Origin of the sequence: Brevundimonas sp. Root608, assembly GCF_001427825.1 — a bacterium.
Classification (GTDB): domain Bacteria; phylum Pseudomonadota; class Alphaproteobacteria; order Caulobacterales; family Caulobacteraceae; genus Brevundimonas.
Genome location: NZ_LMGT01000004.1, coordinates 247,710 through 273,501, shown reverse-complemented (window position 1 = coordinate 273,501; position 25,792 = coordinate 247,710). Strand labels below are relative to the sequence as shown.

Here is a 25,792-nt window from a genome sequence, read left to right as displayed (position 1 = left end):
GTCAGCGCGCCATGGAGGTCGGGACCGGCCGCCCCAGGGCCTCGGCCACGCCTTGCTGCGACAGCAGGAAGACAGCGTCGCGCTGGTGATAGTTGTTGGACAGGACGATCACCGTCACCTCCGCGTCGGGCTGGTACGTCACCAGGTTGCGGAATCCCGACCAGCTGCCGGTGTGATAGATCTGACGGTCGAGGAAGTCGGGGCTGACGCGGCGCCCGAGGCTGTTGGTGAACAGGCCGAAGCCCCAGTCGCGGCGCGGCCGCCCGCGTTCCGCCGGCGTCGAGTCCGGCGCGTGGTCGGCGATCATCATCGCATAGCTGCGGGGGCTCAGCAGATGGCCGCCATGCAGGGCCCGCTGCCAGACCAGCAGGTCGTCGAGGGTCGAATACAGGGCCCCTGCCCCGACGATGATGCTGACATTGGCGTCGGGCTGTTCGGACGGACCGCCGCCGCCGAGGTTGGCGTAACCCATGACCACGTCCGAGGCGCCGTCGTCATACCCCGTGTCGGTCATGCCCAGCGGCTTGAAGAAGGCGGTGCGGAGATAATCGTGCAGCGGCTGCCCGCTGGCCTTCTCGACCACGGCGCCCAGCAGATTGTAGGCGGCGTTGTTGTAGCGAATCTTCGTACCGGGCGGGAACTGAAGGCCGTACTGCATGGATTCGGCGGTCAATTCCGCCATGGTGGCGGGCGTCACACGGCGCACGCCCCAGGCCGGCCGCGCCATCAGATCCGGAATGCCGGAACTGTGCCCAAGCAGGTGGTAGAGGCGGACAGGCTCCCAGGCCGGGCGGCAGGGCTGGATCCACCGGCACACCGGGTCATGGGTCGACAGCACGCCCTCGTCCTGCAGCCTGAGGATGGCGGCGGCGGTGAACTGCTTGCTGACCGAGGCCAGGCGGAAGCGCGAGTTCAGCTGCAGCGGCTCGCCCGCGCGGCGGTCGGCCATGCCGTGAACCTGACGGAACAGCACCTGATCGCCGCGGGCGACGAGGACGCCGCCGGTGAACTGCCCGGATGCGCCCCAGCGGTCGAGCTGGGCCTTCAGGGCCGGCAGGGTTTCGACCACCTCGACCGGCGGTCGCGGAGGCAGCGGTTCAGCCGCCGCTGCGACGGACGCGGGCCGGGCGCTGGCCCAGGCGGCCAGGGCCGCGATGGTGATCAGCAGGACCGCGAAAATTGCGATCATGAGCCGGGGATGGCCCCCGGCGTGTCTGGGTACGTTGAACACGGTCGCTAGACGTCGAAATCCAGCCCGAACTGGGCATAAAGAGCGCGGGAATCCTGCCATTTCGGGTCGACCTTGACCGTCAGGAACAGGTGGACGGGACGGTCCAGCAGCTCGGTGAGTTCCTCACGCGACTTCTGGCCGATCCATTTCAGCGTCTGGCCGCCCTTGCCCAGGACGATGGGCCGCTGGCTCTCGCGCTCGACATAGATGGTCTGTTCGATCCGGGCCGAACCGTCGGCCTTGTCCTCAAAGGCGGTGGTCTCGACGGCCGCCGAATAGGGCAGTTCCTCATGGACGCGCAGATAGACCTTCTCGCGGGTGATCTCGGCCGCCAGGACGCGCATCGGCACGTCGGCCGACTGATCCTCCGGATAGAGCCACGGCCCCTTGGGCATGGCGCGGGCCAGACGCTGTTTCAGGTCGTCGACGCCGTCGCCGCTGAGCGCAGAGATCATATAGACCTCGGAATAGACGCCGGTTTCGAACAGTCGCTGGGACAGGGCCAGCAGGGTGTCGCGGCGCATGCCGTCGATCTTGTTCAGGGCCAGGATCACCTTGGTGCCGGTCGCCTTGAGATTGGCGATGATGGTTTCGGTGTCCTCGGCCGAGCGGCGGTCGGCGGCCTGGCCTTCCTTGCCTTCGGCGGCGATGTGCGAGGCCGCGTCGATCAGGTGCACGACCACGTCTGCGTCCGAGGCGCCGCCCCAGGCCGAGGCGACCATGGCGCGGTCCAGGCGGCGGCGCGGGGTGAAGATGCCGGGGGTGTCGACCAGCACGATCTGGGCGTCGCCCTCGATGGCGATCCCGCGCACGGGAAAGCGCGTGGTCTGGACCTTCTGGGTGACGATCGAGACCTTGGTTCCCGTCAGACGATTGACCAGCGTGGACTTCCCGGCGTTCGGGGCGCCGATGATGGCGGCGAAGCCGGCACTCTGGTTTTCAGGGTTGGTCAAATCACGCCTTCACGCTGCAGCAGGCCGATGGCGGCCGCTTTCTCCGCGTCCTGACGCGAACGGCCTTGTGCGGTCAAGGGCGGATGTCCGGCCACACTGACTTCGACGGTGAAGGTCGGGGCGTGATCCGAGCCCTTGCGGTCGACGATACGGTAGACAGGCAAAGGCTTTGCGTGGGCCAGGGCCCACTCCTGCAGGGCCGATTTCGGGTTGGTCAGGGATTTGCGCGCCGGCGCGGAGAGTTCCTCCGCCCACGTCCGGTCGAACACCGCGCGGGCGGCGTCGATGCCGCCGTCGAACCAGACGGCGGCGAGGATGGCCTCCATGGCGTCGCCCAGCATGCCCTCGCGGCGGCGGCCGCCCTGTCTGGCCTCTCCGGGCGACAGGCGCATGGCGTCGCCCACCCCCACGGCCTCGGCCACGCGGGCGCAGGTCGCCTTGTCGACGAGGGCGTGCAGGCGCGAGGACATCTCGCCCTCGTTGGCGTCGGGATGGTCGCGCATCAGCCGGTCGGCGACCAGCAGGCCGAGGACCCGGTCGCCGAGGAACTCCAGCCGCTGGTTGTCGGCGAACAGTCGGCCCCGGGCGTCGCGCTCGGCCCCCTCCCCCACGCTGGCGTGGGTCAGGGCCAGGTCCAGCAGCGCCGGGTCCCTGAACTCATGGCCCAGGCGGCGCGTGAGCGCGCGGACAGCCTCGGCCCGTCGGTCCGAGGATCTGGCCGCCATCAGTCGAGGACGGTGAAGAACCGGCTCGGGCGGATCTTCGAGAACCAGCTGACCGGGTTCCACAGCGAGGCGCCGGGCGACCACGAGAACAGAATGATCTCGGCCTTGCCGATCAGGTTCTCTTCCGGCACCAGGCCGACGCCCTGGGACTGCTCGACGCGGCTGTCGATCGAGTTGTCGCGGTTGTCGCCCATCATGAAGTAGTGGCCGGCCGGAACCTCGAACACCGGGGTGTCGTCCAGATCGTTGCCGGGGCCGAAGTCCTGGATGGTGATGGTCTTGCCGCCCGGCAGGGTCTCGCGCATGCGCACGATGGGCATGCCGTACATATTGGTCACGTCGGCGCCGCTGACCACGACGTCGCGGACCGGCTGGCCGTTGATGTGCAGGACGTTGGCGACCATCTGGATCCTGTCGCCGGGCAGGCCGATCAGGCGCTTGATGTAGTCGGTCCGGTCGTCGCGCGGCAGTTTGAACACGACGGTGTCGCCGCGCTCGGGCGACCGGGCGAGGATGCGGCCGTCGAAGATCGGCGGGCTGAACGGGATCGAGTGTTTCGAATAGCCATAGCTCCATTTGGACACGACGATGTAGTCGCCCTCGTAAAGGTTCGGCTCCATCGAGGCCGACGGAATGGTGAAGGGCTGGAACAGGACCACGCGCAGGACGAAGGCGATCAGCAGGGCGAAGAAGATCGTCTTGATGAACTCGAAGCTCTCGCTGCCGGAACCGCCGCCGGACTTCTTCTTCCCGGCGCCCTTGCCACGGGCGTAGACCGGCGTGCTGTCGACGTCCTGGAACGGCGCGTCTCCGGCGTCGCTCCATACCGGCCTGGGAGCCGCCGCGGCGGCGACAGCCGCGCCGCCGGCGGCAGCGGCGACGACGGGCGCGGCATGGCTGTCATGCGCGTGTTCGTCAGCGTGCGCGGCAGAAGGGTCGTCGTGGCCGTGCGCCGGGTCATCGTGACCGTGGGCGTCATGGACGGGGTGGGCGGCCGACTCGTCGTGGCCATGGTCGTCGGGGCCGTGATCCGCCGCCGGATGCTCCTCGGCCGCCTGGTCGTCCGCCACGGGATGCGCGGCCACGGCGTCATGCCCGTGCGCGTCGGGCGCGGCCGGGGCATGGTCGTCGTGACCCGCATGGCCGTGGTCGTCGTGCGGCTTGTGCTCGTCGCTCATCTCGGTTCGGTCCCCAGCCGCTGTTCCGCGGTCTTTGCGGCGAAATCGGTATAACGTGATCAAGACATCGGCAAGGCTTCGATCACCACGAAGGCGAGCGCGTACGGATGCTCGTCGCTGAGCGTCAGATGTATCCGCGGTTCGTGACCGGGCGGTGTCAACCTTTGCAGGTGCTCCAGGGCGTGTCCGGTAAGGGCCAGGGTCGGCTGTCCCGAACGCTGGTTCACCACCCCCATGTCGCGCCAGTATACATCGACCCGCATGCCCGTGCCCAGGGCCTTGGCGCAGGCCTCCTTGGCCGCGAACCGCTTGGCGTAGCTCCACGCGGCGTCGGGCTTGCGATCCGACCGGGCCTGCTCCAGCTCCGTGAAACAGCGCTGTTTGAACCGGTCGCCGAAACGGTCGAGCGATGACTGGATGCGGCGGATGTCGCACAGGTCAGCGCCGACGCCGATGATCACGCGACGGCGTCCATGGCCGCGCGCATGCGGTGGATGGCGGGCGTGAGACCCACGAACACCGCCTCGCCGATAAGGAAATGGCCGATGTTCAGCTCGCGGACCTCGGAAATGGCCAGCATATGGGCGGCGGTGACGTAGTCCAGACCATGGCCGGCGTGGACCTCCAGGCCCAGATCGAACGCCCGCGTCGCCGCGGCCTGAAGCCGTTCAAACTCCACCGCCCGGTCGTCGCCGGACAGATGGCAGTAGCGGCCGGTATGCAGCTCCACCACCCGGGCGCCCACGGCGTGGGAGGCCGCGACGTGTTCGAGGCTGGGCTCGATGAACAGCGACACCCGGATGCCGGCGTCGGCCAGGGCCTTCACGACCGGCTGGATGCGGGCTTCGTGGCCGGCGACGGCCAGGCCGCCCTCGGTCGTCACCTCCTCGCGCCGCTCTGGCACGAGGCAGGCGGCGTGGGGCCTGTGCCGCAGGGCGATGGCCAGCATCTCATCGGTGACGGCCATCTCGAGGTTCAGCGGCCGTCCGGCCTCGGCGCACAGGTCGCTGAGGGCCGCGATGTCGGTGTCGGTGATGTGGCGTCGATCCTCTCGCAGGTGGGCGGTGATGCCGTCGGCGCCGGCGGCCAGGGCCTCGCGCGCCGCCCGCACCGGATCGGGATGGACTCCGCCGCGGGCGTTCCGCACGGTGGCCACATGGTCGATGTTGACGCCGAGGCGAACGCGTCCGGTCATCCGCCTAGCCCCGGCTCGCCAGCCGGCGGCTGCCGGGGTCCTCGACCGGCAGGGCCGCCAGTTCCGGCGGCAGGTCGTCGGCGGGGTATGCGGGCACGTCCAGCGTCGCCAGGGCCACCAAGGGCACGCCGACGTCGGCCCGTCCGCCCGACCGGTCGACGATACAGGCCGCCGCCACCACCTCTCCGCCCGCCGCCTGGATGGCCGCGATGCATTCGCGCGAGCTCAGGCCCGTGGTGACGATGTCCTCGACCATGACGACCTTCTGGCCCGGCTCGACGTGGAAGCCGCGGCGCAGTTTGAAAACGCCGCCCTCGCGCTCAACGTACATCGAGGGCACGCCGAGCCAGCGCGCGGTCTCATAGCCGGGAATAATGCCGCCGACGGCGGGCGAGATGGCCACGTCGACGGGCCCGACGGCCGCCGTGATCTTCTCCGCCAGCGCCTTGCACAGCCGCGCGCACCGCGCCGCGTCCATGAACACCAGGTTCTTCTGCAGGAACACCGGGCTGTGCAGCCCCGAGGACAGCACGAAATGGCCTTCGCGCAGGGCGCCGGCGCCGCGGAATTCGTCGAGAACGTCATCTGAGGTCATGGCGGCTGTCATAACGAGCGCCACCGTCGCCGCAAGGCCCTAGCCCCGCGCCCGTTCGACCGTGTCGACCGACGGATTGGTGCGCAGGGCGGCCATGATGGCGGTGGCGTGCTTCGCGTCCTCGACCTCCATGTCGATGTCGACGTCGAAGAAGTCCTGCTGCCGGTGGCTCATGACCAGGTTGAGGATGTTGCCGCCGGCCTCGCCGATGATGGTGGCGACCTGGCCGAGGACGCCCGGCGCGTTCTTGATGGTGGCGCGGATGCGGGCGGAGGCGACGGCCCCCTGCTCCGCCTGGGGCGTCCATTGCAGATCCTGCCAGACGGAATCGTCGTCGGAGAAGTCGGCCAGACGCTGGCAGTCGATGGTGTGGACGGTCAGGCCGGCCTCGGGCTCGAGGATGCCGACGATGCGGTCGCCGGGCACGGGGGAGCAGCAATGGCCGAAATGGACGCTGACGCCGGGGGTCAGGCCGCCGCCGCGGACGAACAGGCGCGCCTGCTCGTCGCCGATGCGTTTGCGGTCGGGACCGGCCTTGAGCCGGCCCTTGAGCGCCGGGAACAGGGTTTCGCCGACCTTGGCCGCCGACAGTCGGCCGCGGCCGATGGCCTCGAACAGGTCTTCTTCCGAGGCGAACGACAGGGTTTCCAGCATCGCCTTCAGCGACACCTCGGCGAGAGTCTTGCCGGCGCGGGACAGTGTCTGGTCCAGCGTGGCCCGTCCCAGCTTCTGGAACTCGCCCCGCTCGGAGGTGCGGATGTGGCGACGGATGGCGGAGCGCGCCCGGCCCGTGACCGTCAGGGAGCGCCAGTCGACCGGGATTTCCCGCTTCGAGCCGCGAACGATCTCGATCACGTCGCCGTTCTGGAGCTGGGTGCGCATCGGCTTGAGTTCGCCGTTGATCTTGGCGCCGACGGCCGTGTCGCCGACCTCGGTGTGGACCGCGTAGGCGAAGTCCAGGGGCATGCCGCCGCGCGGCAGGGTGATCAGCGACCCCTTGGGCGTGAAGACGAAGACCTGGTCGAGGTACATCTCCAGCTTGGCGTGCTCGACCCAGTCCTCGCCGCCCTCGCCGTGCTCGATGACCTGGACGAGGTGGCGCAGGTTCTGCAGCGGATCGCGCCCGCCGTCCTTCTCCATGGCCTCCTTGTCGAAGCCATAGGACTTGTTCTTGTAGGCCCAGTGCGCCGCCACCCCGTCCTCGGCGACGCGGTCCATGGCCTCGGTGCGGATCTGCATCTCGATGCGCAGGCCAGACGGACCGACAACTGTCGTGTGCAAGGAGCGGTAATTGTTGGACTTCGGGGTCGAGATGAAATCCTTGAACCGTTCCGGCACCACGGGCCAGGCGCGGTGGATGACGCCCAGCGCGCGGTAGCAGTCGTCCTCGGCCTCGACGAGGACGCGGAAGCCGTAGATGTCCGACAGGGACGAAAAGCCGACCGACTTGCGCTGCAGCTTGCGCCAGATCGAATAGGGCGTCTTCTGCCGGCCGAAGACCGTGGCCTTCACCCCCGCTTCGGACAGCACGCGTTCGACCTCGCGCGACACGCCGTCGATGGCGCGGCCGTGCTCCAGCTTCAGCGCTTCCAGCCGGCGTTCGATGGCGGTCCGGGCGGTCGGATTCAGATGTTCGAAGGCCAGCTCTTCCAGCTCGGAGGCGATCGAGTGGATGCCGATCGAGCGGCCAAGCGGGGCGTAGACTTCAAGCGTTTCGCGGCTGATGCGCTCGCGCTTCTCGGGCTTGACGTGCTTCAGCGTCCGCATGTTGTGCAGACGGTCCGCCAGCTTGACCAGCAGGACGCGGACATCCTTGGAGATGGCGAGGATGAATTTGCGCAGGTTCTCGGCCTGGCGCGTGTGCTCGGCCTGAAGCTCCAGCCGTGACAGCTTGGTCACCCCCTCGACCAGAGAAGCGACCTCCTCGCCGAACATGCCGGCGATGTCGTCGCGGGTCGCCGAGGTGTCCTCGACCACGTCGTGCAGCAGGGCCGTGACGATGGTGGCGGTGTCGAGCCGGTAGTCGGTCAGGATGCCGGCGACCTGGATGGGATGGGCGAAATAGGGATCGCCCGAGGCCCGCAGCTGCGAGCCGTGCATCTTCATCGCATAGACATAGGCGCGGTTCAGCAGCGCCTCGTCCGCCGTCGGATCGTAGGCGCGCACGGCCTCGACCAGTTCGAACTGACGCAGGACCGTGGAACGCGGATGGTCGTCCGGATCCACGTGAGGACGCGGACCACCCGGGTCGTTCAGATTGGCGGGTTCGGGCGTCGGCGCGGGCTGCCGCGCCGGCAGTATGGTGATACCGTTGGCGGGTTCCGCCGTCAGTACCGCTCCTCCTGGCCGCCGTCGCGGTCGCTTTGCAGCGCACGGATCAGCTCGGCCTCGGCCATGTTCATGTGCTGGGGTTCAGCCAGCAGGCCCACGATCTCGGCCTCGTCCTCGGCTTCGGTGCGCTCGTCGACACGTTGCAGCGCAACGATGACGGTCTCGCGCAGTTCGTCCGGCTTGACCATGTCGTCAGCCAGTTCGCGCAGGGCCACGACCGGGTTCTTGTCGTTGTCGCGATCGATCGTCAGCGGCGCGCCGTTGGCGATGGCGCGGGCGCGGTTGCCCGCGAGCAGAACCAGGCCGAACCGGTTCGGCACCTTCTCGATGCAGTCTTCGACAGTGACGCGAGCCATGAATATCCTCGGGCGCGGGGGGAGAACCGCACAAACTATAGGGTCAGGCCCAATTGTGCAACGCCGCATGGGCGAGAATGAGGCGTCAGCGCTGGGGCGCGGCGTCCCTTCCCACCATCGCCGCTGCGGCGAGGGTCCTGGCCGTCCCTCCGGCCGGGTGCCGCCAGTTCGGAGCGATCTCGGCCAGAGGTCCCATGACGAACCGGCGCTCCGCCGCGCGGGGATGCGGAACGATCAGCGCGCCCAGTTGGTCCGCCAGCCGCCCATAGGCGATCAGGTCCAGATCCAGCGTCCTCGGCGCGTTGGCCGCGCCGCGCTGGCGTCCGAACGCCTCCTCGATCCGGCCCAGCGCGGCCATCAGGTCGTGAGGCTCGTGTTCGGTGCGAACGATGACCACGCCGTTGAGGAACGGCGGATCGGCGGGGTCCGGCCAGGCGGCCGAGCGCCACCACGACGACCGCGCCAGCACATCGATCCCTTCCGACCGGAAGCGGGCCAGGGCGGCCTCGAGCGCCTCGCGACAGTCGGCCCACGCCCCCTTGTCATTGCAGCCCAGCGCGACGATGACAGCCAGGTCCAGATCGACCGCGTCGTCTATTTCGACGGAGGCGGGGACGTCCATTTCGCCGGAGTCCTTTTCCATGACGCCTTATCCGACCGATCGCATCGCCCTGTTCATCGACGGGGCCAATCTGTATTCCGCGGCCAAGGCGCTGAACGCCGATCTCGACTTCAAGAAGCTGGTCGAGATGTATCGCAACCAGGCCGTTCTGGTTCGCGCCTACTATTACACGGCGGTGATCGAGGGCGAAGAGTTCTCGCCGATCAAGCCGCTGGTCGACTGGCTGGACTACAACGGCTTCACCGTGGTGACCAAGCCGGTCAAACGCTTCACCGACGCCCAGGGCCACACCCGCACCAAGGGCAACATGGACATAGAGATCGCCGTCGACATGCTGGAGTTCGCCCCGCACATCGACCACGCGATCCTGTTTTCCGGCGACGGGGATTTCCGCCGGCTGGTCCAGGCCGTGCAGGCGAAGGGCGTGCGGGTCACCGTGGTCTCGACGACGAAGAGCCAGCCGCCCCAGATCGCCGACGAACTGCGCCGCCAGGCCGACGCCTTCGTGGAGCTGAACGACCTGCTGCCGGACATCGGCCGGCCGCGCGCCGCGGCGCCGCAGCCGACCAGCCGGGTGTTCGAGACGGATCACCGCGAATGAGCCTGAACCCGGAGCCGCCCCGCGACTGTCCGCTGTGCCCGCGCCTGGTCGAGTACCGGCGCGAGAACCAGGGCCAGAACCCCGACTGGTTCAACGGTCCCGCCCCCTCGTTCGGCGATCCCGACGCGCGTCTGCTGGTCGCCGGACTCGCTCCCGGCCGGACCGGCGCCAACCGCACGGGCCGGCCCTTCACCGGCGACGGCGCCGGCTGGATTCTCTATGAAACCCTGATCCGGACCGGCTTCGCCACCGGCGTCTACGAGGCGCGGCCGGACGACACCGTTCGGCTGGTCGACTGCATGATCACCAACGCGGTGCGCTGCGCCCCGCCCGGCAACAAGCCCCTGCCCGCCGAGGAATCGACCTGTCGCCCCTTCCTGACCGCCCGCCTCGCCGCCCTGCCCCGGCTCAAGGTCATCGTCACCCTGGGCGACGTCTCGCGGCGCAATGTGCTCAAGGCGCTCGGCCTCAGGGGGACGGCCGCGCCGCCAGGCCATGGCGTAGAGGCGGCCCTGGGCGGCTATGTGATCCTGAACAGCTATCACTGCTCGCGCCTAAACACGAACACCGGCCGGTTGACCCCCGCCATGTTCGAGGCCGTGTTCCGCCGCGCCCGCGAGATCATCGAAACCTGACCGGACGCCCCTCGCCGACGCGGCGAGTGTGGCTCCCGCGCCACGCGAATCACCGGCCTCCGGGTGTAGCCTTGGCTCCCAGGAACAGTACCGCCCAGCTTGCGTTGATCGAACAGCTTTGGAGGCTGTGATGCGTAGGTCGAACGGGGTCTTCACGCCCCAGGAACGGAAGACGGCGATGTGGGCCCTGCTGATGGCGGCCCTGCTGGCGGCGATGGGGCTGATGATCCAGCAGTACAGCCAGCCCTCGGTCGGACCGGGCGGGATCGACGCCTATATGACGGCCTCGACGCCGGGCGTGCTGGACGCCCAGCCGGTGATGGACGTGGCGACGCCGCAGGCCTGAGCCGTCAGCCCCGTTCCTTCATCAGCCGGGCCTTGTCGCGCTGCCAGTCGCGCTGGGCCGTGGCCTCGCGCTTGTCATGCAGCTTCTTGCCCTTGGCCAGGGCGATCTCGATCTTCGCCTTGCCCGCCTCGTTCAGGTACAGCTTGACCGGAATGATGGTCTGGCCGTCGCGCTGGACCGCGCCGATCAGCTTGTCGATCTGCTTGCGGTGCAGCAGCAGCTTCCGGTGCCGCCGCGGCTCGTGGTTGAAGCGGTTGGCCTGTTTGTAGGGCGGGATGTCGGCGTTCACGAGCACGATCTCGCGTCCCTCCACGGCCGCATAGCTCTCGGCGATATTGGCCCGGCCGTCGCGCAGGGCCTTGATCTCCGTGCCGAGCAGCATGATGCCGGCCTCGATGTAGTCCTCAAGGAAATAGTCGAATTTCGCTCGCCGGTTCTCGGCGATGATCTTCATTTTCGGCGCAGTGGAGGCCATCAGCCCAGACCCGCATCCGCCATGGCGCGGTCGATGGCCGGCTTCACCGCGTTTGAAGTCGGGGCCAGCGGGAGCCGCACTTCCTCGCCGCACAGCTGGAGCCGCGACAGGGCGTATTTCGTCGGCGACGGCGAATTGTCGAGGAACAGGGCCTTGTGCAGGCCGATCAGCCGGTCCTGCCAGTCGCGGGCCGTGGCGTAGTCGCCGGCCGCCGCCGCCTCATGGAGGGCGACCATGGCCTCGGGCGCGACATTGGACGTCACCGAGATCACTCCGACGCCGCCCTGGGCGTGATAGCCGAGGTAGCTGGGGTCGTCGCCGGAGATCAGGTCGAACTGGCGGGCGATATTGGCGCGCATCCAGCTGACCCGGGCCAGGTCGCCGGTGGCGTCCTTGATGCCGACGATGTTCGGATGCGCCGCCAGCCGGGCGACGGTGTCGTTGGCCAGGTCGACGCCCGTCCGTCCGGGCACGTTGTACAGCAGTACCGGCAGCTGGACCGCCTCGGCGACGGCCTCGAAATGCCGCGCCAATCCCTCCTGCGAGGGGCGGTTGTAATAGGGGGTGACGATCAGGGCTCCGTCGGCGCCGACGGTCTTGGCGTGGCGTGCCAGTTCGATGGCCTTGTCCGTCGCCGAGGACCCGGCCCCGGCGATGACGCGGATACGGCCCGCCGCGACCTGCACGCACAGTTCGACCACGCGCTTGTGCTCGTCGAGGTGCAGCGAGGCGCTCTCGCCGGTCGTGCCCATGGGTACGACGCCGTGAACCCCGGCTGATATCTGGCGTTCCAGCAGCCCTGTGAAGGCGGCTTCGTCCACCTTTCCGTCACGAAGTGGTGTGATCAGGGCGGTGATCACGCCCTTGAACAAGGGGGCGGTCATTGAGAGAGATGGTCCTGCGTGGAAATGGCGACGTTCGCCGCGACAAGCGCAGGAGGGTAGGTTGCCGGTCGCCCGACCGCAACCGCGACGCATGGAGTTCGGACACGCAATGATCGCTGCCAGCCTCGCGGCCGCCCTCGCCCTTCTCGCCCCCGCGCCGGAAAGCCTGCTGCCGCAGGAGACGCCCTACAGCGCCGGCGCGTCAGGTCCCGTCAGCAACCAGCCGCGTCTGCTGAACGACCAGGATACGGCGCTCTTCCGCCAGGGCCTGGCCGCCGCCCGGAACCGCGACGTCATGGGCGCCCGCAACGCCGCCGCCCAGATCGGCGACCCGACGGCGCGCAAACTGGTCGAATGGGCTCTGCTGGACACCTCGGCCGAGCAGCTGCCGTACAGTGATCTGGCCGTGGCCCAGACCAGCTTCGATGGCTGGCCGCGCGCGGAGAGCCGGCGTATCGCCGCCGAACGCGCGCTTGACCTTTCCTATGCCGGGCCGGACGCCGCCACGGCCCTGTTCTCGTCCGCCCCGCCCCTGACCGTCCAGGGGGCCATAGCCCTGACGGACGCCCTGGAACAGCGCGGACGCCGGGACGAGGCGCGCGCCCTGATCACCGACTGGTGGCGCACCCGATCCTTCGATGACGCCGCCCAGACCCGCATCCTGAACCGCTGGGGCGGCTGGCTGACCCAGGCCGACCACGAGGCGCGGCTGAACATGCTGCTGCTGGGTCCGCACGGCCCGGCGACGCGCGCCATGGTGTCGCGCGTGTCGCCAGAGCGCCAGGCCGTCGCCGAAGCCGCCATGGCGTTGCGCACCGCCTACAGCCCCGACGCCGTGGTCGCCGGCCTCAGCCCGTCTCAGGCGATGGATCCGGCCGTGGTGCTTGAGCGGGTCCGCATCCTGCGGTCGCAGAGCCGCCAGTCGGAAGGCTTCGCGCTTCTGCGCGCCCTTCCCGCCGCGCCGTCGCACTCCGAGGGCCAGAACACCCTGTGGAGCGAGCGCCGCAACTATTTCCTCGACGCCCTGCAGCAGCGCAACTGGCAGGCGGCCTATGACGCGATGGCCGGTCACGGCTTCCCCTCGGGAGACCGCAAGGTGGACGCCGAATTCTTCGCCGGCTGGGTGGCGCTGGTGAAGCTGAACGATCCGGCCCGCGCCACGACCCATTTCGAAACCCTGCGCCAGTCGTCCTCGACCCCGATCACCCAGGGCCGCGCCCTCTACTGGCTGGGCCGCGCCGCCGAGGCGCAGGGGGCCACGCCCGCCGCCGTCCAGTATTACCAGGCCGGTTCCCGGCACATCCAGACCTTCTACGGCCAGCTGGCCGCCGAGAAGGCCGGGATGACGACCCTGACCCTGCCTTCGGACCCTGTCCCGTCCCGGGCCGAGATCGCGGCCTTCGAGGCCAATGAGGTCGTGCGCGCCGTGCGCATCCTCGGCGAGACGGGCGAAACCAGCCTGTTCCGGGTCTTCGCCTATCAACTGGACGACGACCTGCCGGGCGCATCCGACCTGGCCCTGCTGATGGATCTGTCGCGCAACTACGGCGAAGGCTTCACCGCCATGATGGTCGGCCGCGCCGCCAGCCAGCGCGGCTTCCTGATGCCGGAGCGCCAGTATCCGGTTCGCCTCGCGCCCCCGGTCGCCGGGGCGGCGCCGCTGGAGTTCACTCTCGCCATCACGCGTCAGGAATCGAGCTTCGACCCCCGCGCCCGCTCCAGCGCCGATGCGCGCGGCATGATGCAGTTTCTGCCGTCGACGGGCGCGGCCGTGGCCCGGCAGCTGGGTCTGCCGTTCTCGCAGGACCGGCTGTGGGATCCGGACTTCAACATGACGCTGGGCAGCTATCACCTCGGCGACCTGACCCGGGATTTCGGCGGGTCGATGCTGCTGACGACGGTCGGCTACAACGCCGGGCCGGCGCGGCCGCCGCAATGGATCGCCCGGTGCGGCGACCCGCGGGCGGGCAGCGTCGACCCCGTGGACTTCATCGAGTGCGCGCCCTTCACCGAGACCCGCAACTACATGATGCGAGTCATGGAAAACATGCAGGTTTATCGCGCAAGGCTGAACGGCGGCTCGGCCCCGTTGAGGCTGTCGGAAGACCTGAGACGCGGCGCGCCCGCGGGGCCCGCTCCTTACACCGCCTATGCGCCCGAGACGGATGCGACCGCGACGCCCTATCCGGCCGACTGACGCCGGCCGGCCGCCAGCAACGGGCCGTCCGGTCCGGTCATCCATCGGGCCGACAGGCCGAACACACGCGCCATGACCTCGGCTGACAAGGCCTCCATCGGGCCGGCGTCGGCGACGACCCCTGCCTGATCCAGCACCACGATCCGGTCGGCGAACCGCGCCGCCAAGGTCAGGTCGTGCAGGCTGACCAGGACCGCCTGCCCGCCCCGGGCGCGCGCCTGAAGCCGCTCCAGCACCATCAGCTGGGCGTCGGGGTCCAGTCCGGCGGTCGGTTCATCGACGAGCAGGCCCCGCGCGCCGGTCGCCAGGGCCCGCGCCAGCAGCACCCGGGCGCGCTCGCCGCCCGACATGTCGGCCACGCCGCGCTCGGCCAGATCTCCGGCCTCGACCTCCTCCAGGGCAGACCGCGCGCGCGCCCGGGCGTCCGTCGCCTGCAGGAAGGGAGCGCCCAGGGCGGCGACCTCGACTGCCGGCAGGTTCCAGGCGATGCGGCGCTCCTGCGGCAGATAGGCGACCCGTTGCGCCCGGAGCCCGGGCGACAGGGCGGCCACATCCTCGCCGTCAAGCAGGGCGCGGCCGCCCGTCAGGGGCAACAGTCCGGCCAGCGCCCGAATGGCGCTCGACTTGCCGGCGCCGTTCGGTCCGACCACGGCGACCAGTTCCCCGGCTCCGACGGTCATATCAACGGCGTCCACCACGACACGGCCACCCAGCGACGCCGTCGCTCCGATCAGAGCCAGCGCCGTCACAGCCGCCACTCCCGCGCCGCCCGCCATGCGATCATGGCGAACAGGGGCGCGCCGACGAGGGCGGTGAACACGCCCAGCTTCAGCTCCTGATCGGTCGGGGTCATCCGCGCGAGAAGGTCGGCGACCACGAGCATCAACCCGCCCGCGAGGGCCGAGGGCGCCAGCAGCCGTCCCGGATCACCGCGCACCACGCTGCGCACCAGATGCGGCGCCGCCAGTCCGACGAAGCCGATCACGCCCGCCACGGCGACGGCCGCCCCGGTCGCGAGCGCCGCGGCCAGAAGCGCGAGCAGCCGCAAACGCGCCATGGGCAGGCCCGACGTCCGCGCCGTCTCCTCGCCCAGGCTCAGCATCCGCAGTCCCGGCGCGGCCAGGCCCGCGAGGACCGCCGAAACCAGCACCGCCGGCGTGACCCAGGCCACGTCGACCCAGCTGCGGTTCTGCACCGAGCCGAGCAGCCAGCTCATCACCTCCGCGGTGGCGATGGGCGACGGCGACAGGTTGAAGATCAGGGCCGTGGCGGCGCCGGCGAAGCTGGACAGGGCCACACCGAACAGGATCAGGGCTTCAGGAGACCGGACCCGCGCCGAAAACAGGACCAGCAGCCCACCCGCCAGTCCGGCGCCGGTCAGGGCCGACACCTCGACCGCGCCCGGAATCGCCGCCGCCCCCAGCACGATCGCGCCGGCCGCCCCAAGCGCCGCCATCGCCGACACCCCCAGCACGCCGGGATCGGCCAGCGGGTTTCTGAGCAGGCCCTGCATGACGGCGCCCGCCAGCCCCAGGGCCGCGCCGACCATCAGAGCCGTGACAACCCGCGGCGCCCGGACCTGCCACAGGACTTCCCCCGGCGCGGACGCCGGATCGGCGAAGGCCTGGGCCCACTGTCGACCGTCGAAGACGCTTTCACCCAGCAGCACGCCGGCGACCACCCCCGCCAGGATCAACAGGACCAGTCCGGTGATCAGACGCGACGGCCTCATGCTCCGGCCTTCAGCATGGCCGCGGCGTCGGCCGCGAACCAGCCGGGACAGGTCAGGGTCGCCGCCGGCAGGCGCGCGGCCACCCGCCCCCGCGCGATCCGGCGCAGAACGGGATGGCGGCCCGCGCCGCGCCAGTCCATGCGGGCCTGGTCGAAGAAGCCGAGAACGAACCGCGCAGGGGGAAACAGGACGATCCGCTCGATGCTGACGGGCGCGAACGAGGCGGCCTCCGTCGCATTGACGAAGCCCGCGGCCGTCAGGATGGCGTCGATCAACGTCCCCGGCCCGGCTGTGAACCCGCCCGCCGTCAGATAGAGGGCCCGGGGCCGAACCGCGCCCCGCACTGGAGCGGCGGCGAGCGTGCGGTCCATGCCCGCGATCACGGCCTCGCCCCGCGCCACGGCGTCCAGACCCCGCGCCACCGTCCGGACATCGGCGCGTACGCCCTCGAAATCCGTCGCATCCTCGATGGTCAGAACACGAACGCCGTCCGCCGCGAGCCGCGCCAGGAGACGCGGTTCGCCGCCCCAGTAGCGGACCACCACATCGGGCTGGAAGGCGATGGCCGCCTCCAGGGTGGGCCGGACGCGCGGATGTTCTGCCGCGGCGGCGCGCATCCATGCATCCGGATCGTCCGCGCGGGGCGACAGGGCCATCTCGGCCCCGGGCGCGAGAGCGAGAACATACTGATCCGCGCACTGATCCAGCGACATGACCCGCAATGGACGCGCCTCCGCCACGACCGGCGCGATCAGGATCGCGGCGGCCAGAACCACGGCGCGGCGCGTCATGGCTTCAGCAGTCCCGCCAGCAACCCGTCGATCAGGGTGGTGACCAGGGTTTCGCGGTCGACCCAGTCAAAATACGGCTTGGTGATCATCAGGGAGACCACCCCATGACCGCCGGCCCACAGGGCCTGGGCCGCCGTGCGCGCGTCGCCGCGCAGCAGGCCCGCCGCCTCGACATCCTCGACCGTCTTCTCGAACGACCGGAACAGCTCGTGCCCCAGTTCCCGCGCGGCGGACTGGGCGCCCTCGCGCAGCTCAATGGGGCGGGTCATATAGGCCAGGCGATAGGCGTTGGGATTCCCGAACCCGAAATCCACATAGGCCCGCAGCATCAACCGCAGACGCGCCTCGGGCCCGACCGGCTGATTGATCAACGCCTCGTTGGTTTCAAGCAGGGCCGCGAACGCCTGGCTGCAGATCTCGTGGAGGATCTCGCTCTTCTCGGAAAAATGCATGTAGAGCGCCGTCGACGACAGGCCGACCTCGTCCGCGATCTTGCGGATCGTCGCGCCCTCGTAACCGTGCTCTACGAAGATCCGTTCGGCGGCCGCGAGTATTTCCGCGCGGCGCGCATGGCCCTCGCCTTTCGGCTTTCTCTGCGAGCGGGGATTGAGGGTCACGGCGGTCAAAACGCGCACTCCGAGCGGCGGTCCCTTGAATAGCGGCATTCCCGGGCATCCGCCAACCGCTTGCCGTGCGCGAATCACTGGGATAACCATGCGTTGTGGAGAGGGCTGGGATAAGCAATCTTGAGGATCGCCGGCGCGGCGCCGGGCGATATGGGCCGCCCCTCGGGCAGAGCGCGGCCATGCGCGGCCTGACGCCCGGGCAGCTCGCCGTCATGGCGGTGCTGATCCTCCCGGCGGGATCGTTGGCCTGGCTCCGCCCGGACGTGTTCGGGCATGGGATTGTTGTCGCCGGAGCATGGGGGTTCCTGGCCGTGGCGGTCTGGCGCACCGGCCTGATCCTGTTCAGCGCGGTCCGCGCCTCTCCCGCGCCCGAGCCGCCGGTCTGGCCCCGTTACACCGTGCTGGCGGCGCTGCATGACGAGGCCGAGGTCGTTCCGCAGCTGATCGGCCGCCTCTCGCGCATCGACTACCCCGCCGACCGGCTACAGGGCCTGCTGGTGCTTGAAGCCCACGATCACGAAACCATCGCCGCCGCCCTGGCGACACCACGGCCCGACTGGCTGGACGTGTTGGTGATCCCGCCTGGCAAGCCGCAGACCAAGCCCCGCGCGCTGAACTGCGCCCTCGCCCGGGCCACGGGCGATCTGCTGACGGTCTATGACGCCGAAGACGAGCCGGACCCGCTTCAGCTTCGCGAGGCCGCCAGCCGGTTCGCGGCGGACACGACCGGCCGGCTGGCCTGCCTGCAGGCTCCGCTGCGCATCCGCCGCCGGGGACCGGCGGACGGCTCGCCCTTCCTCGATCGCCAGTTCGCCGCCGAATACGCCAGCCTGTTCGAGACCACCCTGCCCGGCATCGCGCGCCTCGGCCTGCCGTTTCCTCTCGGCGGGACCAGCAATCATTTCCGCACCGATGTGCTCAGCGCGGTCGAGGGCTGGGACGCATGGAATGTGACCGAGGACGCCGATCTCGGCTTCCGGCTGTGGAGCCGGGGCTGGGGGCTGGGCGTCATCTCGCGCCCGACCTGGGAGACGCCGCCCGGCGGCCTCGACAACTGGCTGCCGCAGAGAACCCGATGGCTGAAGGGCTATATGCAGACCTGGGGCGTGCATACGCGCCAGCCCTGGCGGCTGGGCTGGCGGGGCGGGGCCGCCCTCGTCCTGACCGTGGGCGCGGGCCTGGTCTCGGCGGCCCTGCACGGACTTTCGCTTGCGTGGGTGGCCGCGACGGTACTCGTTTCCCTGATGGCGGGCCTGCCTCCCGAGACGCCCGCCCTGGCGGTGAGCGTGCTGGTGCTGGGAGCAGCTTCGGCCTGGCTGTCCTGCGCCATCGGAGCCCGTCGCGCGGGCGTGCCCTATGGCCCCCGCGACATGATCGCGGCCCCGGCCTACTGGGCCCTGCTCAGCCTCGCCTTCGCGCATGCGGCGTGGCGTCTGGTGCGCGATCCCTTCGCCTGGGACAAGACACGTCACCGTCGCGACGCGCCGGCCTCTGCCGAGGAAGCGGCCGGCGAAACGCAGGATGCGCTGGACGGGACGGCGTCTCTCCGCCTATCAGCCCTCCATGCCCCCGCGCCTGAACCCGTCGCCTGAGACCCTGGTCACCCGCGCCTGGGCCGACTACGCCCTGCTGGACAGCGGCGGCGGCCGAAAGCTGGAACGCTATGGCCGGTTCACCGTCGTGCGCCCCGAACCCCAGTGCTTCTGGTCGCCCCGCGATCCTTCCGCCTTCGACGCCGCCGACGCCGTCTTCGATCCGACCGACGAGGACGAGAGCGGGCGCTGGCGTTTCGCCGGCGCCTCCCTGGACACCTTCCCCCTGGCCTGGCGCGATGTGCGCTTCACCAGCCGGTTCACGCCGTTCCGCCATCTGGCTTTCTTTCCCGAGCAGGCCGCGAACTGGGAGTGGCTGGACGGTCGCATCCGGCGACTGCGCAAGCCCCGCATCCTCAATCTGTTCGGATACACCGGGGTGGCCAGCCTGGCCTGCGCCGCCGCGGGAGCCGAGGTCACCCATGTCGACGCCTCGAAAAAGTCGGTGGCCTGGGCGCGCGAGAACGCCGAACTGTCGGGCATGACCGACCGGCCGATCCGCTGGATCGTCGAGGACGCGCGCAAATACGCGGCCCGCGAGGTTCGGCGCGGGGTGAAATACGACGGCATCATCCTCGATCCGCCGAAGTACGGACGGGGGCCGACGGGCGAGGTCTGGCGGCTGTTCGAAGACCTGCCGGGACTGCTGAAGGACTGCGCCGCCCTGCTGTCGGACGAGGCCTCCTTCCTGCTGCTGAACGCCTATGCGGCGCGCATCTCGGGCCTGTCGCTTTCGCACCTGATGGCCGAGGCGACGGCGGACCGGGGCGGGGTCATCGACTGGGGCGAACTGGCCCTGGCCGAGGACGGAGCGGACGGCCGGGCCATCGGCCTCAGCTTCTTCGCGCGGTGGTCGGCGTGACCGATCGCCTGATCACCTCCCTGACCAATGACACGGTCAAGGCCGTGCGCGCCCTGCACATGCGCAAGGAGCGCGAGGCGACCGGCCGCTTTCTGGCCGAGGGGCTGAAATTCATCGGCGAGGCGCTGGACCAGAACCGCGCGCCGCGCCTGCTGCTGGTCGGCGAGGACGCCCGGCCGCATCCGATCCTCGACCGCGCCCGCGAGGCCACGCGCGGGGCGGGCGGCGAGGTCGTGATCGTCACCCACGCCATCCTCGAAAAGATCAGCCGCCGCGACAATCCCCAGACCGTGCTGGGGGTGTTCGATCAATTCTACACGCCCTTGTCCGCCATCCAGCCGAAATCGGCTCCGGCGTGGGTGGCGTTGGAGCAGGTGCGCGACCCCGGAAATCTGGGCACCATCATCCGCACCGCGGATTCCGCCGGTTGCGGCGGGGTGATCCTGATCGGCGACTGCGTCGACCCCTGGTCCGTCGAGGCCGTGCGGGCGACCATGGGCTCGGTCTTCGCCGTGGCCATCGTCCGCGCCAGCCCGGCCGAGTTTCTCGCCTGGCGCCAGTCCTGGCCCGGCAGCGTCATCGGCACCCGGCTGGATGCGACCCATGGCTATCGCGACGCCTCGATCCAGCACCCCGCCCTGATCCTGATGGGCAACGAGCAGGCCGGGCTGACCGACGCCCTCGCCGTCGCCTGCGACGTCAACGTCAAGATCCCCATGCGCGGCCGCGCCGACAGTCTGAACCTGGCCGTGGCGACGGGGATCATGGTCTATGCCGTAACCGACGCGGCCTGAGGCAATGACCTTCGCGGCATGACGCGGGATTCACTTGCAGCCGGCCCCAGGCCGCGCGAGCCTCGACCACCCTGTCGCCGAGACCCGTTGATGCGAACCGTCCTGTCCCTGCTGCTCGCCTTCGTCTGCGCCCTCCCCGGTCATGCTTCGGCGCAGGCGGAACCCGACGCCGCGGCCTGGCGACAGGACGCCCTGTCCGTCGAGCCGCTGATCAACAGCCGGTACGCCTATCTCGACCGCTTTCCGGGCGGGGTCATGCCGACGAGCCCGGTTCTCCGCGCCGAGGCCGAGGCGGTGGCGGACCGGAGCGCCCTGCTCCGCTACGCCGAACACGCGGTGGCCGCCCTCGCCGACCACCATGCCATCACCGGCGGATCCTTCGCCGACAGCTGGGGCCTCGTACCCAGCTATGCCGATCTGTGGATCGAGCCCGAGGGCGAGGCGTGGCGCATCACCGCCGTCCGCGAGGGCTCGTCCGCGGCGCTCGCCGGCGTGCGTCAGGGCGATGCGCTGACGGCGGTTGGAGACCTTCCGACCGGTCAGGCGGTCGCCGCCTTCTGGTCGGAACCGGGACTTCCGGCGGAGGGCGAGCGGGCCGGCTACGCCGCGCGGGTGCTCGCCGCGGGCCGGCGCGACCGGCCGCGCGATCTGACCATCCGCGGCCGCGACGGCGTCGAACGCCGGCTGAGCCTGCCCAACCTCTACGCGGTCCGTCGGGCCGATCAGCCCCCCGTCACCGTGCGCGAAAGCGGCGACGACCGGGTCATCCGCTTTAACGACTCGCTCGGCGACAGCGGGACGATCGCCGCCTTTGACGCCGCCATGGCCAACGCCCGCGCGGGACAGCGGGTCGTGCTGGACCTGACCGACACGGCCAGCGGGGGAAACACCGTGGTCGCCCGCGCGATCATGGGCTGGTTCGTCGATGGGCCGACCGCCTATCAGATCCACAACCTGCCGGCCGAAGAGCGGGAGACGGGCATTCCCCGCCAATGGATCGAACAGGTCCTGCCGCGCCCGGGCAAACGCCACCGGGGGCCGGTTTCGGTCCGTGTCGGCCGCTGGACCGGAAGCATGGGCGAGGGGCTGGCGATCGGCATGGACGCCCTGGGCGCCGAGGTTTCGGGCGGTCCGATGGCGGGCCTCCTGGGCGCCGTGTACGACCATCGGCTGGCGAATTCGGGGCTGGTGATCAAGCTGCCGACCGAGCGGCTCTACGCCATCGACGGAACGCCGCGGGAGGCCTTCGTTCCGCGTCCCTAGAAGCTGCGCCCGTCGACCCGCTGCGCCGTCCAGCTGAAGGGTTCGATGTCAGTCAGGGTGCGGACGTTGATCGCCACCATGGGGAGGCCGCCGGGGCCTTCGCCGCGCGCGAAGGTCTGGACGCCGCAGGTTTCGCAGAACCGGTGGCCGATCTTGTGGCTGTTGAAGCGGTATTCCGTCTGCGGGCCGGCCCTGGTTTCGCGGAAGGCGTCCGGCGAGACGAAGGCGAGGACGAAGCCCTTGCGGTAGCAGTGCGAGCAGTTGCACTCGATCAGCCCGTCGACGCTCATATCGACCTCATAGGCCACCGCGCCGCAGTGGCAGGACCCCTCATGGGTCTTGACCTCAGTCATCACGCATCCTCCAGCAGCACCACCCCCGGCGCCGATTTCAACGCCCCGCGCAGGGCCCCGTCCAGCCGGTAGCGGCCGGGCAGTTTCAGTTCGACCTCGCGGCGGCCGTCCAGCGAGGCGACCAGGGACACCTCGCCGCCCTTGCCCGGGGATTTCGCCTTCTCGAGCCGTGTCCGCAAGGCTTCGGCGTCGGCCGTTTTCGCCGAGACGTGGATGCGCAGCCCCATGGCGCCGTCGTCCAGCAGCGTGTCGAGCCGCGAGGCGTCGTCGCCGAAGAAGCGCACCTCGCCGTCGGCCGACTTGGCGCGGACCTTGACCATGATCGAGGCCCCGACTTCCAGCACCTCGCGGCATTTGCGCAGCTGTTCGGGCGGGAACAGGCATTCGAACTCGCCCGTCGGATCGGAGAAGGTGACGAAGGCGAATTTCTCGCCCGACTTGGCGCTGGCCCGCTCCTGACGGCGGCGCACGACGCCGGCCATCAGGAAGGCTTCGTGGCCGCTTTCGGCCAGGGCCGTGGCCTCGGCGACGAAGGTGACGCGCTTGCGCTTCAGCGCCGGCGCCATGTCCTCCAGCGGGTGGCCGGACAGGTAGAAGCCGACGGCGGCCAGCTCTTGATCCAGCTTCTCGGGCCCGACCCAGGGCTCGACCGGCTTCAGGCGCGGGCGGGCGGCGCCGGCCTGGTCGCCGCCGAACAGGGAGACCTGGGACGAGGCGCGCTCGGCGGCCACGCTCTGGCAATAGGCCATCAGGGTGTCGGCCTGTTCGAACAGCTGGCGGCGGTTGGAGTGGAAGCTGTCGAAGGCGCCGGCGCGGGCCAGGTTCTCCAGCGCCCGTTTGTTGACGCTGCGCGGGTCGACGCGTTCGAGGAAGTCGAAGATGTCGGTGAACCGCCCGCCGGTCTCGCGCACCTCGACCAGATGCTTCATGGCCTCGAGGCCGACGTTGCGGATCGCGCCCAAGGCGTACAGCACGGCCCCCACGCCATTGTCGTACGCGACGTCGAAATCGGCCGAGGAGCGGTTCACGTCGGGGGAATTGACCGGCACGTCGAAGCGGCGGCAATCCTGATAGAAGACAGCGAGTTTGTCGGTATTGCTGAGATCGAGCGACATGGACGCGGCCATGAATTCGACCGGGTGCGTCGCCTTCAGCCAGCCGGTCTGGAAGCTGATCAGGGCGTAGGCCGCGGCGTGCGACTTGTTGAAGCCATAGCCGGCGAACTTGGCCACCAAGTCGAAGATGCCGCCGGACTGTTCCTCGGAAACGCCCTTCTCCGATGCGCCGGCGATGAAGCGGGCGCGCTGGAAGTCCATCTCCTCCTTCTTCTTCTTGCCCATGGCGCGGCGAAGAAGGTCGGCTTCGCCAAGGCTGTAGCCGGCCAGGACCTGGGCGATCTTCATCACCTGCTCCTGGTAGATGATGACGCCGTAGGTCTCGGTCAGAACCTCGGTCAGGGAGGGGTGCAGATAGTCCACCTGCTGCCGGCCGAATTTCCGGTCGATATAGGTGTCGATCATCTCCATCGGCCCGGGCCGGTAGAGGGAGATCAGGGCGGTGATCTCCTCGATCGAACCGCAGCGCATCTTGCGCAGGGTGTCGCGCATGCCCTGGGATTCCAGCTGGAACACCCCGACGGTCTGGCCCGAGGCCATCAGCTCATAGGTCTTGGGATCGTCCAGCGGCAGGCCGTTCCAGTCGGGCGCGGCGCCGCGCCGTTCCAGATACTGGCGCGCGCGGTCCAGCACGGTCAGGGTCTTGAGGCCGAGGAAGTCGAACTTCACCAGACCGGCGGCCTCGACCCATTTCATGTTGAACTGGCTGGCCGGGATGGTCGAGCGCGGATCCTGGTACAGCGGCGCCAGTTCGATCAGGGGGCGGTCGCCGATGACGATGCCGGCGGCATGGGTCGAGGCGTTGCGGTACAGCCCCTCAAGCTCCAGCGCCGTCTCCAGCAGGGTCGCCACGGCCCTGTCGTTGTCGCGCGCCTCGCGCAGGCGCGGCTCGATCTCGATGGCCTGGGCGAGGGTCACGGGGTTGGCGGGGTTGGCCGGCACCATCTTGGCCAGACGGTCGACCTGGCCCAGCGGCATCTGCAGCACCCGGCCGACGTCGCGCAGCACGGCCCGGGCCTGCAGCGTGCCGAAGGTGATGATCTGGGCCACCCGGTCCTTGCCGTAGCGGGCCTGGACGTAGTCGATCACCTCTTCGCGCCGCTCTTGGCAGAAGTCGATGTCGAAGTCGGGCATGGAGACGCGTTCGGGGTTCAGGAACCGCTCGAACAGCAGGCCGAAGCGCAGGGGATCCAGGTCGGTGATGGTCAGGGCCCAGGCGACCAGCGAACCGGCGCCCGAACCCCGGCCCGGACCCACGGGGATGCCGTGGTTCTTGGCCCATTTGATGAAGTCCGACACGATCAGGAAATAGCCGGGGAAGCCCATCTGCTGGATGATGCCGACCTCCCATTCGAGGCGAGTCCAGTACTCTTCCTCGGGGGCCGCGGGCGTCACCGCCAGCAGCCGCGCCTTCAGTCCCTCGCGGGCCTGATGCATCAGCTCGTCGGGCTCGGACCGGCCCGCGCCGGCGTCGAAACGGGGCAGGATGGGCGCGCGCGTGGGGGCGAGGAAGGCGCAGCGACGGGCGATCTCGATGGTGTTGTCGCAGGCCTCCGGCAGGTCGGCGAACAGCGTCCGCATCGCCGCCGCGGGCTTGAACCAGTGCTCGCCGGTGATGCGGCGGCGGTCTTCCTGGCCGGTGAAGGCCCCGTCGGCGATGCACAGCAGGGCGTCGTGGGACCGCGCCTGGGCCGCCTTCGCATAGTGGACGTCGTTGGTGGCGACCAGCGGCGCGTCATGGGCGTAAGCCCATTCGACGAGGCCGCGCTCGGCCTGGCCCTCGCTGGCGAGGCCGTGGCGTTGCAGCTCGACATAGAAGCGGTCGCCGAAGACCCGCGCCATTTCGGTCAGGGCGGCGGCGGCCTCGGCCGGGCGGGACTGGACGAACAGGGGGTCGACGGGGCCGTCGGGGCCGCCCGACAGCAGGATCAGCCCCTCGGACCGCTCCGCCACCATGGTCCAGGGCACGCTGGGCTCGTCCATCGAACCGGCGTCGAGGAAGGCCGAGGACGACAGGGCGCACAGGTTCAGCCAGCCCGCCTCGTTCTGGACCAGCAGGACCACGGTCGGGACCCTGGCCCAGCGCTCGTTGATCTTGCCGCCGATGCCGGTGACGGGGATGGCGCAGGCCACCAGCGGCTGGACGCCGGCCCCCTTCGCCGCCTCGCTGAACTCCAGCGCGCCGAACAGATTGGCCCGGTCGGCCACGCCCACCGCCGGCATGCCCGCGTCGGCGGCCAGGGTCGGGACCTTGCCCGCCTTGATCGCGCCTTCCAGCAGCGAATAGGCCGAGCGGACGCGGAGATGGATGAAGCCCTGGCTGTTCAGCGTGTCGGTCAA

General features: G+C 69.8%; 25 protein-coding genes and 1 pseudogene. 8 read left to right on the top strand and 18 right to left on the bottom strand.

Going from position 1 to position 25,792, the window contains the following annotated elements; all coding sequences use genetic code 11:
• Window position 1: 1 nt before the first annotated feature.
• The 10 genes and pseudogenes from ASD59_RS07675 to folK all read right to left on the bottom strand — a co-directional run bounded on the left by ASD59_RS07675 (window position 2) and on the right by folK (window position 9,207).
• On the bottom strand, window positions 2–1,189 hold the full coding sequence (locus ASD59_RS07675; protein ID WP_235561753.1) for a serine hydrolase domain-containing protein: 1,188 nt from the start codon (window positions 1,187–1,189) through the stop codon (window positions 2–4).
• A 47-nt stretch (window positions 1,190–1,236) separates the two neighbouring features.
• Complete coding sequence (era, locus tag ASD59_RS07670) at window positions 1,237–2,184, bottom strand: GTPase Era (protein ID WP_055830463.1); 948 nt, start codon at window positions 2,182–2,184, stop codon at window positions 1,237–1,239.
• Window positions 2,181–2,909 carry a ribonuclease III gene (rnc, locus tag ASD59_RS07665; RefSeq protein ID WP_055830461.1) on the bottom strand — a complete coding sequence of 243 codons (729 nt, stop codon included), beginning with the start codon at window positions 2,907–2,909 and terminating at the stop codon, window positions 2,181–2,183. Before rnc ends, era begins: the two co-directional genes overlap by 4 nt.
• Window positions 2,909–3,640: pseudogene (gene lepB, locus ASD59_RS14765) on the bottom strand (signal peptidase I); the annotation flags it as partial. The pseudogene lepB and the gene rnc, both read right to left, overlap by 1 nt.
• 506 nt (window positions 3,641–4,146) lie before the next feature.
• Window positions 4,147–4,548 (bottom strand): holo-ACP synthase, encoded by a 402-nt coding sequence (gene acpS, locus ASD59_RS07655; protein ID WP_055830459.1) that lies wholly within the window; start codon window positions 4,546–4,548, stop codon window positions 4,147–4,149.
• Entirely contained in the window at window positions 4,545–5,282 is a 738-nt protein-coding gene (locus ASD59_RS07650) for a pyridoxine 5'-phosphate synthase (protein WP_055830456.1), read from the bottom strand. The genes acpS and ASD59_RS07650 overlap by 4 nt, the downstream gene beginning before the upstream one ends.
• A 4-nt stretch (window positions 5,283–5,286) precedes the next feature.
• Window positions 5,287–5,877, bottom strand: coding sequence for an orotate phosphoribosyltransferase (pyrE, locus tag ASD59_RS07645; RefSeq protein WP_055830455.1), 591 nt, complete (start codon window positions 5,875–5,877; stop codon window positions 5,287–5,289).
• 39 nt (window positions 5,878–5,916) lie between these two features.
• Window positions 5,917–8,103 (bottom strand): RelA/SpoT family protein, encoded by a 2,187-nt coding sequence (locus tag ASD59_RS07640; protein ID WP_055830453.1) that lies wholly within the window; start codon window positions 8,101–8,103, stop codon window positions 5,917–5,919.
• A gap of 101 nt (window positions 8,104–8,204) precedes the next feature.
• Window positions 8,205–8,564, bottom strand: coding sequence for a DNA-directed RNA polymerase subunit omega (gene rpoZ, locus ASD59_RS07635; protein ID WP_055830450.1), 360 nt, complete (start codon window positions 8,562–8,564; stop codon window positions 8,205–8,207).
• Between the two features lie 85 nt (window positions 8,565–8,649).
• Window positions 8,650–9,207, bottom strand: a complete 558-nt coding sequence (gene folK, locus ASD59_RS07630) for a 2-amino-4-hydroxy-6-hydroxymethyldihydropteridine diphosphokinase (protein WP_082560109.1) — start codon at window positions 9,205–9,207, stop codon at window positions 8,650–8,652.
• Here folK and ASD59_RS07625 point away from each other — a divergent pair.
• From ASD59_RS07625 to ASD59_RS14215, 3 genes are all read left to right on the top strand, one after another.
• Complete coding sequence (locus ASD59_RS07625; protein WP_055830449.1) at window positions 9,206–9,787, top strand: LabA-like NYN domain-containing protein; 582 nt, start codon at window positions 9,206–9,208, stop codon at window positions 9,785–9,787. The genes folK and ASD59_RS07625 overlap by 2 nt on opposite strands.
• Complete coding sequence (locus tag ASD59_RS07620) at window positions 9,784–10,422, top strand: uracil-DNA glycosylase (RefSeq protein ID WP_055830447.1); 639 nt, start codon at window positions 9,784–9,786, stop codon at window positions 10,420–10,422. Before ASD59_RS07625 ends, ASD59_RS07620 begins: the two co-directional genes overlap by 4 nt.
• 130 nt (window positions 10,423–10,552) lie before the next feature.
• Window positions 10,553–10,768 carry a hypothetical protein gene (locus ASD59_RS14215; RefSeq protein WP_156376970.1) on the top strand — a complete coding sequence of 72 codons (216 nt, stop codon included), beginning with the start codon at window positions 10,553–10,555 and terminating at the stop codon, window positions 10,766–10,768.
• Window positions 10,769–10,772: 4 nt separating this feature from the next.
• On the opposite strand, the gene smpB is transcribed toward ASD59_RS14215, so the two are convergent.
• A complete protein-coding gene (smpB, locus tag ASD59_RS07615; protein WP_200947906.1) occupies window positions 10,773–11,222 on the bottom strand; it encodes an SsrA-binding protein SmpB in 450 nt (149 codons plus the stop codon).
• A gap of 20 nt (window positions 11,223–11,242) precedes the next feature.
• Window positions 11,243–12,127 carry a 4-hydroxy-tetrahydrodipicolinate synthase gene (gene dapA, locus ASD59_RS07610; protein WP_055830443.1) on the bottom strand — a complete coding sequence of 295 codons (885 nt, stop codon included), beginning with the start codon at window positions 12,125–12,127 and terminating at the stop codon, window positions 11,243–11,245.
• A 109-nt stretch (window positions 12,128–12,236) separates the two neighbouring features.
• On the opposite strand from dapA, the gene ASD59_RS07605 reads away from it, so the two are divergent.
• Window positions 12,237–14,324 (top strand): lytic transglycosylase domain-containing protein, encoded by a 2,088-nt coding sequence (locus tag ASD59_RS07605; RefSeq protein WP_235561752.1) that lies wholly within the window; start codon window positions 12,237–12,239, stop codon window positions 14,322–14,324.
• On the opposite strand, the gene ASD59_RS07600 is transcribed toward ASD59_RS07605, so the two are convergent.
• The 4 genes from ASD59_RS07600 to ASD59_RS07585 are packed head-to-tail and all read right to left on the bottom strand — an operon-like array spanning window position 14,309 to window position 17,464.
• Entirely contained in the window at window positions 14,309–15,073 is a 765-nt protein-coding gene (locus ASD59_RS07600; RefSeq protein ID WP_055830702.1) for an ABC transporter ATP-binding protein, read from the bottom strand. The two genes, ASD59_RS07605 and ASD59_RS07600, sit on opposite strands and share 16 nt — an antisense overlap.
• On the bottom strand, window positions 15,070–16,056 hold the full coding sequence (locus ASD59_RS07595; protein ID WP_055830438.1) for a FecCD family ABC transporter permease: 987 nt from the start codon (window positions 16,054–16,056) through the stop codon (window positions 15,070–15,072). The genes ASD59_RS07600 and ASD59_RS07595 overlap by 4 nt, the downstream gene beginning before the upstream one ends.
• Window positions 16,053–16,847: an ABC transporter substrate-binding protein gene (locus ASD59_RS07590; protein ID WP_055830436.1), complete on the bottom strand. Its 795-nt coding sequence runs from the start codon at window positions 16,845–16,847 to the stop codon at window positions 16,053–16,055. Before ASD59_RS07590 ends, ASD59_RS07595 begins: the two co-directional genes overlap by 4 nt.
• Window positions 16,844–17,464 carry a TetR/AcrR family transcriptional regulator gene (locus tag ASD59_RS07585; protein WP_327019543.1) on the bottom strand — a complete coding sequence of 207 codons (621 nt, stop codon included), beginning with the start codon at window positions 17,462–17,464 and terminating at the stop codon, window positions 16,844–16,846. The genes ASD59_RS07590 and ASD59_RS07585 overlap by 4 nt, the downstream gene beginning before the upstream one ends.
• Before the next feature lie 188 nt (window positions 17,465–17,652).
• Here ASD59_RS07585 and ASD59_RS07580 point away from each other — a divergent pair, with 188 nt between their 5' ends.
• The 4 genes from ASD59_RS07580 (at window position 17,653) to ASD59_RS07565 (ending at window position 21,984) form a co-directional block, all read left to right on the top strand.
• Entirely contained in the window at window positions 17,653–19,065 is a 1,413-nt protein-coding gene (locus ASD59_RS07580) for a glycosyltransferase family 2 protein (protein WP_082560107.1), read from the top strand.
• Window positions 19,037–19,927, top strand: coding sequence for a class I SAM-dependent methyltransferase (locus tag ASD59_RS07575; protein WP_055830432.1), 891 nt, complete (start codon window positions 19,037–19,039; stop codon window positions 19,925–19,927). Before ASD59_RS07580 ends, ASD59_RS07575 begins: the two co-directional genes overlap by 29 nt.
• On the top strand, window positions 19,924–20,721 hold the full coding sequence (locus tag ASD59_RS07570; RefSeq protein ID WP_055830700.1) for a TrmH family RNA methyltransferase: 798 nt from the start codon (window positions 19,924–19,926) through the stop codon (window positions 20,719–20,721). Before ASD59_RS07575 ends, ASD59_RS07570 begins: the two co-directional genes overlap by 4 nt.
• 90 nt (window positions 20,722–20,811) lie before the next feature.
• A complete protein-coding gene (locus ASD59_RS07565) occupies window positions 20,812–21,984 on the top strand; it encodes a S41 family peptidase (RefSeq protein ID WP_055830430.1) in 1,173 nt (390 codons plus the stop codon).
• Here ASD59_RS07565 and ASD59_RS07560 read toward each other — a convergent pair.
• Window positions 21,981–22,337, bottom strand: coding sequence for a GFA family protein (locus ASD59_RS07560; RefSeq protein WP_055830428.1), 357 nt, complete (start codon window positions 22,335–22,337; stop codon window positions 21,981–21,983). The two genes, ASD59_RS07565 and ASD59_RS07560, sit on opposite strands and share 4 nt — an antisense overlap.
• Window positions 22,337–25,792: a DNA polymerase III subunit alpha gene (dnaE, locus tag ASD59_RS07555; RefSeq protein WP_055830426.1), complete on the bottom strand. Its 3,456-nt coding sequence runs from the start codon at window positions 25,790–25,792 to the stop codon at window positions 22,337–22,339. Before dnaE ends, ASD59_RS07560 begins: the two co-directional genes overlap by 1 nt.